The following is an 8215-nucleotide window of genomic DNA, read 5'->3' on the forward strand; positions in this document are numbered from 1 at the left end:
TCTCCCTGCTGCACCTCTAACCGGGAAAAATCCACAGAGGAGCGCAACACCCGGGCAGGGGTGCCTGTTTTGAACCGCCGCAGGGACATTCCCAGCCTTTTCAGAGAATCCGGCAGAAACGCCGCTGGAAACATTCCGTCCGGCCCGCTCTCATAGGCCACCTCTCCGGTAAAGATTTTGCCGCCCAAAAAGGTGCCGGTACAAATAATCACAGCCCCTGCCCGGTAGACCGCCCCAAGCCGGGTGGTCACCAGCCAAACTCCCTCGCAAGGGGAGATATCCACCACCTCAGCCTGACGAAGAATCAACCGCTCTTGAAGCTCGAGCTTATGTTTCATCATCCGGGCATACTGGTTCCGGTCAATCTGCGCCCGGAGGGAGTGGACAGCCGGCCCCTTGCCCAAATTCAACATCCGGCTCTGTATCATGCAGGCGTCTGCCGTTTTTCCCATTTCTCCGCCCAAAGCGTCAATCTCCCGCACCAGATGCCCCTTTGCCGTGCCTCCAATACTGGGATTGCAGGGGCAGTTGCCTACCGCGTCCAAATTGATGGTAAAAACAACGGTCTCACACCCCAACCGGGCCGCGGCAAGACCTGCTTCAATTCCCGCATGTCCCGCACCGATTACCGCCACATCCACTGCCCCAGCGTCATATGACTTCATATTACCACCTCCTATTTGCCAACACAGAATTGCTCAAATACCTGGTCCACCACCTGCTCCGACACCTTCTGACCAGTGAGCTCAAACAAAGCGTCCAAGGCGCTCTCAACGCACACAGTCACCGCATCCAGGGTAAGGGCCAGGGCATCCCTTCCCTGTCGTAGAGATTCCCATGCCCGCTGAACCGCCGCCTGCTGACGCTGGGTAAACAGCTCACCATCCACTGGATGAAAGTCCGAACCCCCAAGCTTCTTTACAAGCATGTCTTCAAGCTCCTTCAAACCCGAGCCCTGAGCTGCCGAAATCCGGACCAGTCCGCCTAAGGCCTGCTCAATCTTCTCCGTGTCCATCCGGTGCTCAAGATCAGACTTGTTTACAACAGCAATCACAGGCAGGGTTTTCAGCTCCTCCAACAAGTCCAGGTCCTCCCGGCCCAGCTCCCGGGAACCATCAAACACAGCCAGCACCAGTTGAGCAGAGCCAAGCCGCTCTCGGGCCACAGCCACCCCTATCCTCTCCACAGGGTCCGAAGACTCCCGAAGACCGGCAGTATCAGCCAGCAGCAAAGGGATTCCTCCCACAGAGACCGGCTCCTCCACCACATCCCGGGTGGTGCCCGGGTGGGGGGTGACAATGGAACGCTCTCGGCCTGAGAGCAGGTTCATCAATGTGGACTTTCCCACGTTAGGCCGACCCACAATCACGGTACGCAATCCCTCACGGTAGACCTTTGCCTTGTCAAAGCCAGCCAACAGCTTGGCCAGCTTCTGCTCTGCTTGATCAAGAGCTTTCTCTGTCTCCTCAACAGATACCGCATCCACATCCTCCTCAGGAAAATCAGCCCACGCAGCCAAATGCACAGCCAACTTCTCCAAATCCGAAATTATGCCGGCAATTCGCTTTGACAGCGCCCCGCTGCTTCCGGCCTGAGCCAGACGGGCGGCCTGCTCCCCGCCCGCGCTAATCAACTCCATCACAGACTCTGCCTGAGCCAGGTCCAGCTTGCCATTCAAAAAGGCCTGTCGGGTGAACTCCCCCGGCCCGGCAGGGTCCGCGCCCTGGGCCAGAACCTCGCTCAGCACCCGCCGGGTCAGGTACAGTCCTCCATGACAGGAGAGCTCCACCACATCCTCCCCGGTGTAGCTTTTTGGTCCGCGAAACACAAGAGCCACGCAGTCGTCCAGCTTCTCCCCCCCGGCAGAATAGATTCCACCCACTGCCGCCGAATACCCGGCCATCCCGGTCAACGGCCGGCCGGAGCGGGCCCGGAAAACCCGCTCTCCCACTGCCAGGGCCTGGGGGCCGGAAATGCGCACCACGCCAATTCCTCCCGGGGCCTGACCGGTAGAAATAGCGGCCACGGTCCGAGTCTGATCATACATCTGAAAACCTCCCACAATAGAAAACGCGGGACAGCCACGCCGCCCCGCGATACCTTACTTTTTCACTTCGATCTTACCATAAATAGGTGCGCCAGGGTCGTCTGACTTGGGCCCGCTTGTTCTGGGGGCTCCACCACGCTGAGAGGAACGGGGAGGTCTTCCACCGCCCCGGCGGTCCCTGTCATAGCCGGGCTTTCCCGAGCCATAGCCGCCCCGGCCACCCCGGCGGTTGTCCCTGCGGGGCTGATACCGCTCGCCGTTCTCCGGGCCGATCACAACATGACGTGCCTGGTCCTCTCCCTCGCTCCACGACTTTGCGCCCGCTACCGTCTGCACAGCGGTATGAATGATCCGCCGCTCATAGGGGTTCATGGGCTCCAAAGAGGAATTGCGTCCGGACTTCACTGCCCGATACGCCATTTTGCGGCCCAAGGCCTCCAGGGTCTCCTTGCGCTTTTCCCGATAATTTCCCACGTCCAGGGTCAAACGGAAATAGGAGCCCTCTTTATGGTTCGCCACCAAAGAGGCCAGATACTGAAGGGCGTCCAGAGTCTCTCCCCTGTGTCCGATTACAAAGCCAATATCATTCCCACCCAGGGTCAGAGAGGCTCCCCCCTCCACAGGCTCAATGGTTACCTCAGCGTCCGGCAGGCCCATGCCCGCCAGTACACTTTTCAAGTAAACAGCGGCGTTTTTCGCCGGGTCTCCCTCTACAGAGGTTTTGGGCGCCGGCTTTGCCACCGGCACAGAAGCAACCGGCGCGGAAGCCGCCGGCTGAGGGGGTTCGGGGCGGACAGGAGCAGGAGCGGGCTTAACCTCATCCGGCACCTCAATATAGGCCCGCACCTTGGCAGGCCGCCCGCCAAAAAGCCCCAGGGTCTTCTTTTGCGGCATCTCAAGAATTTCACACTCTGCGTCAATGGTCTCCACACCCAATGCCTTACAGGCGTTGGCAAAGGCGACTTCCACATTCTCACCTGTGGCGACGGCTTCCTTGATCATAATGAAACCTCCTTACAACTAGGGTATGATCGACAAATCAAAATTACTTTCTGCTTCCCATATAACTGGCTGTATCTCCCCCGCCAGTCTTTTTCTTTTTCTGCTGCTTCTGCTTGGGGGCCTCCTTCTGCTGCTTCTGCTGAGGCATGGAGGAGAGCTTATCTGCAATCAACTTTTGCTGAGCCGCAGGCAGGGGGCGCACTCCGGCCTCAGCCAGCTCCAAAGCCACAGCCCGGCGGGCCTCATTGGAGGCAGTCAGCTGGTCGGTACTGAAATACCGGTTCATCACCACAGTCTGCAAAGCGCTGGTGACAATAGAGATAATATTATACATACCCACAGCAGCCGGCATGATGAAAGCCCAGTACACACTGATCAGCGGGAAAACATACATCATGGCCTTGGTGCAGCCGGTCTGGGCCTGGCCGGTGGAACGTCCCATATACCACTGGGAGGCAAAGCTCAGCACCAGCGAAAGCACCGGGATGAGCCACAAAAAGCTGAGAAAAGCAGACCCTTGGGGAGAAGACAGCAGGTCAAGCCCCAAAAAGCGGAAGCCCTTGGAGAAAAACTCAATCTTTTCCAGGTCCTCGGCAGAAAACATAGTCAAGTTCGGCCGCAGCACCTCAAAATGCTTGATGATCTGCAGCTCAGAGTAAAGCCCCAGGCCAGTGGCAGAGGCCACGCCAGGGATGCGGGAGATGTAGTCCGTCGCCTGCTGCACGGTCTCGCTGGCAATGTGCAGGGTGTTGGACAGGGGCATAATCACACTATAAAAAATACCCAGCATAATCGGGAAGGGAATCAGCGTGGTTAAACAGCCCGAGCCCGGGTTGACCCCCTCCTTCTCATAGAGCTTCATCAGCTCGTCATTATATTTCTGCTGGTTGTTGGCATACCGCTTCTGCAGCTCCTTCTGCTTGTCCGAGAGCTTTGCCTGAGCGGCCATGCTCCTCTGCTGCTTGACAGACATGGGGAACATCACCGCTTTCAATATCACGGTGAAAAGAATGATGGCCACGCCGTAGTTTCGGAAGATCGAGTAGAGGAACCACAGAAGATAGCCCAGAATGCTGCCAAAGAAATTAAAAATCGCCATAGCTCGGTTGACTTCCCCTTTTCCACCGGCGCGACAGCTCAAATGTACACCTATAACACCCAGGCCGGCGCCGCTGATATTTTTCTGCCGGTCAGGCGGGGACAAAGCCCAGCCCGGTCAGCCAGTATTCCTTTTTGATTTTTTCTCCGGTACCGGGTCATAGCCTCCCCGGCTCCAGGGGTTGCAGCGCATAATACGCCACAGGGTCATAGCCCCGCCCTTCAGGGCCCCAAAACGCGCAATCGCCTCCAGGCCGTATTGGGAACAGGTAGGGATATACTTACAGGAAGGCCTGGTTCTTGGAGAGATCTGACTGCGGTAAAATCGGATGAGGGCAATCAAAATGTGTTTCATAAAAATTCAAAGCAAAACAAAAGCAATCAAAATACTTCAAACGAAAACAGCAAAGCTCCAACTGAGACACAATAAGCAGCAATTTCAAGTCATAAATAAAAAACTCTGCACTACAGCAACCCAGCCACCGGCCCATAAAGACCGCAAGCCAAGCAATGGACCGCGTCCTCTGGATTTTCCGGCTTATTTGCCGTCAATCGTGCTGTCCGTCTTTTCCATCAGCAGCCCCGCTGCCTTCAGCTGCTTTTCCATGTGCTTCTGCACCTCTGTGCTCTTTACATGGCAGGTGCGGCCCCTGGCCACAAGCACCAGGTCATACCCAGGCCGGACCCGCCCGGCCAGCTGCCGGTACGCCTCCCGGATCACCCGCCGGGAACGGCTGCGCTGCACCGCGTTCCCTGTCTTTTTACTGGTAGTAATGCCTACCCGCAAAAGCTTCTGCCGGTTTTTCAGCACATATACCACAACCACAGGGGAGACATAGCTCTTTCCCCGGGCATAGGCCCTGCGGAAGTCGCTGTTGCGGGTAAGCGAAATGATTTGATCCAAGCTCTTTCCCTCCCAGCGGCGGAAAAAGCCGCTGCCGCCAATCCCTTATTCTCGCGTAAAAAACAAAGAAAGGCCACACCAAGACTCGCCTTAAAATCCCAAAACGCTGCCTTATCCTGACTGAAACGGCTCTTTCCTCCCGCGGTCCGTGAAATGCGAAAACGCTTTCAGGGCCGCCTGCAAAGCCCGCTCCGGCAGGCCGGCCAGATAAAGATACCTCGCGCCCGGATAAAACCCAGCAATTTTTCAGTTTTAAGACGACCTCTCTGTGACCTTCAAGCGCCGGACAGATATGGCACGATCAAACGATCAGATGCTCATGAGCGCCATGTCTTTGCCGGGCCGGTTTTCTGCCCGTGCGCACTCCCTTTTCCTTATTTTTCAGAACAAGGAAAATCAGTAAGAAAGACGCGCCCGGCCCTTCGCGCGGCGGCGGGCCAGTACCTTGCGGCCATTCCGGTCGGCCATTCTCTTACGGAAGCCATGCTCCTTTTTCCTATGGAGCTTCTTGGGCTGATAGGTTCTCAGCATAAAAAGTCCCTCCTTTCGGGCTATTCCCTTGCATTTTTAGATTATAACCCAAGAGGGGGGCTCATGTCAACACAAAATTTGCAGGTTTCCCGGGAAAATTCACCGGCCCCGCGCCCCTGTCCGGAACGCGGGGCCGTCCCCCCTCTGTACTTTCCCATCATGACCCAGGCGGCGTTATGGGTCGACCCCCAATTCAGCCAGCGCCGACTTCAGCTGACGCCACTGGTCCAGCAGCTCCTGATACAGCTCCCGCCCCCTGCCGGCAACCCGGTAATATTTGCGGGCAGGCCCGCCGGAGGTCTCCCCCATATAGGTCTCCGTCAGCTTCTCCCGGCTGAGCTCCCGCAGCACCGCGTAGATAGCGCTCTCCTGAGTGTCGGGAAAAGCCTTGTGCAGCAGCTCCAGCATCTCATAGCCATAACGGTCCCGCTCCGCCAGCAGGTGAAGCATACACAGGCGCATCAAATCCTTTTTCAGCATAGGCCACCCCGCTTACCGCAGGCCCAGGGCAGCGAGCACAGCTCCAATCCCAAAATACAGGGGCGCTTGAAAGGCCAGGGGCTCCACAGCAACCGCAGTTGCCATGCCTGCCTCATAATCCCTTACAAGCTGCCACAGGCAGGGGGACCAGTTCCATACCAACTCCTGCAGCCCCATACACATGGCAAGCCCGGTCAAACAGAGAATACCTACAGCCCGCCAGCGCCGGTCCCACAGTCTTGCCATCACTATGCTGAACAGCGCACCGGCAAAGCACAGGCCACCGGCGCACAGGCTTCCGGCCTTTACCCAGCCCAAGTGCAGCAGCAGCCCCATATCTACATAAAAACCGTACAGGCAGAACCCGCAGACTACTGCCACCCCCAATGCCGCCAGACACAGGCTGACAGTCAGGAAGCCAGGCATTCTCTGCTTGGGCCTACCGCCCAATCCAAACAACAGTAGCATAATCAAAGCAGCCGCAAAAAAGAAAAAAATGACTTCATACCCCCAGGGCAGACCGATGCGCAGCGGTTGATGCCACCCGGACAAGCGGTTATATAGATTTGTTAAAGCCCGGGTTGGCCCACAGATATAGACAAAACCCATAAAGCCTGCCAGCAGCAAGGTCAGCAGGGCAACCGCCCTCTTTTGGTAAGAACCGGCCAGCACTACCCAAAGGGCCGCAAAAAACAGCGCGCCGCACAAAAAGAGGTCAGAGAGCTCATAATAAAGCATTCCCCTTCGATAACAGAGGAAATAGAGCAGGCAAGGGCTGATCATCAAAAACAGCAGCATGGCAAAGAAATAGTGCCACTTTCTTACTTTTTTCGGCTCAGCCAGCCCCCGCACCAGCTTCACCGGCGGGCCGAACCGTTTCACAGCCTCCTCCGGCCCCTCCACTTCAAGAAGAATGTCCCGATAGTCGCTGATTACCCCCTCTGCCTCCTCCCGGGGCAGAAACCAGCGCGCCGCCAGAGACAACTTTTCTAAATAATCCCAACGCTTCATGTATGTACCTCCTTATTCTGTTCAGCAAATTTTATTAGACTTTACTCTGCTCACAGCAGACCCAGAGCAGAAAGAACTGTCCCCCCGACAAAAAATGCGGAGACCTGAACCAAAAGCCGGCTGCTCCCCTCATTAACAAGGTCCTGCACCGGGCCCATATAGATGATGACTTTCATCATAATAGTCAAAACAGCAATACAAGCTATACTGAGGATAAACATCAGATACCCGGGCCATCACCAGCGCGGCGATTGACGACATACATAGTAACAAAATCAAAATACGCATAAGGCTAACAATTCTTGGACCAAAGCCAAAGTGCGGCTGCATGTCAACACACAAAAAACGAAAGGACAGAGCGGTAAAAGTCAGAAAAAACAACATCACCGCAATCAGCCCAGCCAAAAGCAGCCTGGGCAGCCTTTGCTTTTCTCTTTTTTGAAAGCCAAACCATAACAGCGCAAAAACCGCCGCAAAGGAAATGGTGTACTCTGGGTAATAGCTATCAAAATAAATCATCGGAAAGCAATAAACGAGAAGCTCAAAAACAGCAAAACCACCTATAACAGAAAAGACAGTCAGCAGAGAGAAAAATAGTATGGATTCCCGTTTTGAAAAGCTTCTGCCCAGCGCCCACCCGGTCCCCAGCCAGAAGACCAGGCAAAAAATTATAAGAAAGATGAAAAGCGCCTGCCAGTCGAAAAGCGGGAACTCAAAAAATGGATTGATACCAAAGCAGAATCCAAGGGCCAAAAATACCCCAAACAGCAGCAAAAACCCACATGCGCCCTGCCACATCCATATTTTTCTCTTGTCCGCAGAAAAAACAGCCGCCCGGACCGGCCCCCCGAACTTTCTTTTGAACGCCTTTTCTCCCATATCCTCCAACAACTCCCGGTAGTCCCGGATAGTATCCTCCGCCTCCTCCCGAGGCAGGAACCAGTGCGCCGCCAGAGATAGCTTTTCAAAGTAGCCCAGACCCTTCATCTTGTGTACCTCCCTTTTTCGCAGAGGAGAGGTCATATTCCCTCACTACTGCTAAAAATATTACTGTCAAAAATATAATAGTGCTTCTCCCCGAAAAAGTCAAGAGGAATGTTGAAAAATATTTGAAAACTGGGCTTAAGTGTGCTATACTAGGT

At 55.4% G+C, this 8215-nt stretch carries 10 protein-coding genes; all 10 read right to left on the reverse strand.

From position 1 onward, the window contains the following. A partial coding sequence (locus tag ACTO5E_RS09040; protein ID WP_482303096.1) for an FAD-dependent oxidoreductase occupies nucleotides 1-665 on the reverse strand: 665 nt, incomplete at its 3' end. An 11-nt stretch (nucleotides 666-676) separates the two neighbouring features. After that, nucleotides 677-2047: a tRNA uridine-5-carboxymethylaminomethyl(34) synthesis GTPase MnmE gene (mnmE, locus tag ACTO5E_RS09045; protein WP_482303098.1), complete on the reverse strand. Its 1371-nt coding sequence runs from the start codon at nucleotides 2045-2047 to the stop codon at nucleotides 677-679. 54 nt (nucleotides 2048-2101) lie between these two features. Further along, complete coding sequence (gene jag, locus ACTO5E_RS09050; RefSeq protein ID WP_482303099.1) at nucleotides 2102-3049, reverse strand: RNA-binding cell elongation regulator Jag/EloR; 948 nt, start codon at nucleotides 3047-3049, stop codon at nucleotides 2102-2104. A 43-nt stretch (nucleotides 3050-3092) separates the two neighbouring features. Continuing rightward, the gene (locus ACTO5E_RS09055; RefSeq protein WP_482303100.1) at nucleotides 3093-4148 is read right to left on the reverse strand and encodes a YidC/Oxa1 family membrane protein insertase; all 1056 of its coding nucleotides are present in this window, start codon (nucleotides 4146-4148) and stop codon (nucleotides 3093-3095) included. A gap of 117 nt (nucleotides 4149-4265) precedes the next feature. Continuing rightward, entirely contained in the window at nucleotides 4266-4502 is a 237-nt protein-coding gene (yidD, locus tag ACTO5E_RS09060) for a membrane protein insertion efficiency factor YidD (protein WP_482303101.1), read from the reverse strand. A 183-nt stretch (nucleotides 4503-4685) separates the two neighbouring features. Next, nucleotides 4686-5051: a ribonuclease P protein component gene (gene rnpA, locus ACTO5E_RS09065; protein ID WP_482303103.1), complete on the reverse strand. Its 366-nt coding sequence runs from the start codon at nucleotides 5049-5051 to the stop codon at nucleotides 4686-4688. Between the two features lie 396 nt (nucleotides 5052-5447). Further along, on the reverse strand, nucleotides 5448-5582 hold the full coding sequence (gene rpmH, locus ACTO5E_RS09070) for a 50S ribosomal protein L34 (RefSeq protein ID WP_482303104.1): 135 nt from the start codon (nucleotides 5580-5582) through the stop codon (nucleotides 5448-5450). Nucleotides 5583-5756: 174 nt separating this feature from the next. Next, complete coding sequence (locus ACTO5E_RS09075; protein WP_482303105.1) at nucleotides 5757-6062, reverse strand: PadR family transcriptional regulator; 306 nt, start codon at nucleotides 6060-6062, stop codon at nucleotides 5757-5759. A gap of 12 nt (nucleotides 6063-6074) precedes the next feature. Continuing rightward, on the reverse strand, nucleotides 6075-7073 hold the full coding sequence (locus ACTO5E_RS09080) for a hypothetical protein (protein WP_482303106.1): 999 nt from the start codon (nucleotides 7071-7073) through the stop codon (nucleotides 6075-6077). A gap of 132 nt (nucleotides 7074-7205) precedes the next feature. Beyond that, nucleotides 7206-8060 (reverse strand): hypothetical protein, encoded by an 855-nt coding sequence (locus tag ACTO5E_RS09085; RefSeq protein ID WP_482303108.1) that lies wholly within the window; start codon nucleotides 8058-8060, stop codon nucleotides 7206-7208. Between the last annotated feature and the right edge of the window lie 155 nt (nucleotides 8061-8215).

Source organism: Acutalibacter sp. (assembly GCF_056800975.1).

Excerpts from the sequence above, each read along its gene's own strand:
- rpmH (WP_482303104.1), bottom strand. The coding sequence starts at position 5,582 with ATGCTGAGAACCTATCAGCCCAAGAAGCTCCATAGGAAAAAGGAGCAT.
- jag (WP_482303099.1), bottom strand. The coding sequence starts at position 3,049 with ATGATCAAGGAAGCCGTCGCCACAGGTGAGAATGTGGAAGTCGCCTTT.
- ACTO5E_RS09055 (WP_482303100.1), bottom strand. The coding sequence starts at position 4,148 with ATGGCGATTTTTAATTTCTTTGGCAGCATTCTGGGCTATCTTCTGTGG.
- ACTO5E_RS09075 (WP_482303105.1), bottom strand. The coding sequence starts at position 6,062 with ATGCTGAAAAAGGATTTGATGCGCCTGTGTATGCTTCACCTGCTGGCG.
- mnmE (WP_482303098.1), bottom strand. The coding sequence starts at position 2,047 with ATGTATGATCAGACTCGGACCGTGGCCGCTATTTCTACCGGTCAGGCC.
- ACTO5E_RS09080 (WP_482303106.1), bottom strand. The coding sequence starts at position 7,073 with ATGAAGCGTTGGGATTATTTAGAAAAGTTGTCTCTGGCGGCGCGCTGG.
- ACTO5E_RS09085 (WP_482303108.1), bottom strand. The coding sequence starts at position 8,060 with ATGAAGGGTCTGGGCTACTTTGAAAAGCTATCTCTGGCGGCGCACTGG.
- yidD (WP_482303101.1), bottom strand. The coding sequence starts at position 4,502 with ATGAAACACATTTTGATTGCCCTCATCCGATTTTACCGCAGTCAGATC.